This is a genomic window from Streptomyces sp. NPDC054863, assembly GCF_053610825.1.
On record NZ_JBSGZD010000543.1, the window covers coordinates 1 to 1,785 of the forward strand.

General features: G+C 69.8%; 2 protein-coding genes. One reads left to right on the forward strand and one right to left on the reverse strand.

The features are described from left to right. Positions 1-124: 124 nt before the first annotated feature. Positions 125-1,285 carry a hypothetical protein gene (locus tag ACWGIG_RS38735; RefSeq protein ID WP_453326420.1) on the forward strand — a complete coding sequence of 387 codons (1,161 nt, stop codon included), beginning with the start codon at positions 125-127 and terminating at the stop codon, positions 1,283-1,285. 362 nt (positions 1,286-1,647) lie between these two features. Here ACWGIG_RS38735 and ACWGIG_RS38740 read toward each other — a convergent pair. Continuing rightward, positions 1,648-1,785 (reverse strand): methionine adenosyltransferase domain-containing protein (locus ACWGIG_RS38740; protein ID WP_453326421.1); only part of this gene is annotated, 138 nt, incomplete at its 5' end.

A 1,785-nucleotide genomic window follows, 5' to 3' on the forward strand; every position in this document is an offset into this window, starting at 1 on the left:
CCGTACAACTGGCCGCAACCGCTCCGGCAGACCACAGGTCGGACGCGCTGCGCGCCCACCTCTTCCGGAAGATCACCAGTGCCCAGCGGTTCAGGCCCACCCCACCCCGGGAGGACACCACCCCATGAGCTCCGGCCAGAAGACCGTCACCGTCTTCCTCACTCTGATCACAGGGCTGCTGATCGCCATCCTGAGCCTCTGCCAAGGCTGGCCGCTATGGGTGTGGCCGGCAGCCGCCTTCCTGCTGATCGCCATTCCTCTGCTGGTGATCCGCTTGGCCGGGCGCCGCCAGGATCCGTTCCCCGCCGAATTGCGACGTGAACCGGATCTGCCCGTTCCTCCACTGGAGAAGCGCGAGATACGGATCACCGACGTCGTCCTCCCCAGCAGCTACGACGACTACGACTTCCGCTTCTCCGCGACGATCCGCTGGTGCCCCCACTCCGTTCCCGCCGGTGCACCGCCCGTCAACGCGAGCGGTCTCGCCGTCGACGCGGTACTGGCTCGCGCCCGGCAGCTCACCGCCGTGCGCCGGCCGACCCGCACCTCGCTGGTGCAGCACGAACTGGACGGCCACCTGGCGACCATGGACGACGACATGACCGGCCGGGTCGAAGCCATGGCGGTCGACATCTCCCTCACCCTCTCCGACCAGGACCGCGACCGGCTCGCCAAGCTGGCCGCCGTACGCAAGGACGAGGCCGTCTGGGAACACGAGCGCAAGTACGAGCAGAGCCGCCGCGCCTACCTGGGCGACGACGTACTGGCGAACACCGGCAGCGCGGTCGTGTGGTGGCTGCACCGCAACGACGACAAGATCGACCGGACCGTGCAAGACCTCGGGCTACTCGCCCAGCTCACTTCGGCCGTCAACGACACCGACATCGACGACAGGCTGCGTCACCTGGTCCCCCGGCCGCCGGGTGACGACCCGGACGCATCCGGGACGCCCGACGGGATTCGCCCGCCCGACGGCCCGCCCGGCTCCGGGCACGGCTTCACGTACGCTGCCGGGCCGGAGCAGACGCCGGAACACACCGCGGGAGTCGCCCCGGACCCCTCGCCCGAGGAAATGTTCGCCCGGCTGCTGCACACCCTGGGACTGTCGTCGGACTCCTCGGAAGTGCCGCTGCTCGCCGAGCACGTGGCGAACACGGTGGAGCACCTGAACGAGGCGTTCGCCGACGGCATCCGCAACCGCTACGGGTACGTCCCGCCGGCCCGGGAAGACGACGCCACCACGTCGGAGAGGGTCGACGGCGTGGACTCCCCGCTCCCCTTCTGACCACCCCGAAGAAGTTCTGACCACCCCGAAGAAGTCGCCCGAGATCAAAGCGGCAAGCGGCTCACGCCCCGAAGGGCGACTCGTGCCATGGACCGCTCGGCCACACCGGCCCCCGGCAGGGAACCGGCGGCGGGATTCGAACCCGCGAGGGTGTGTTCACCCAGGAAGTATCCGCTCGCCTGCGCACCGGGCTGCCCCCACCCTAGGCCCAAGTCCCGTGCAGGGCACAGCAATTCCGCACCCCGCACGAGCACACGGAAAAACGCGACGGCCCCGTCCCGCCTCAAGCGGTCCGGGGCCGTCGCGCAGCGAAACCCGTGAGCGTGTGCCCGTGAGCATGTGCCCGTGAGCGTGTGTACGCCTTACAGGCCGGCGGCCTTCTTCAGCGCGTCCACGCGGTCCGTGCGCTCCCAGGTGAAGTCGGGCAGCTCGCGGCCGAAGTGGCCGTACGCGGCGGTCTGCGCGTAGATCGGGCGGAGCAGGTCCAGGTCGCGGATGAT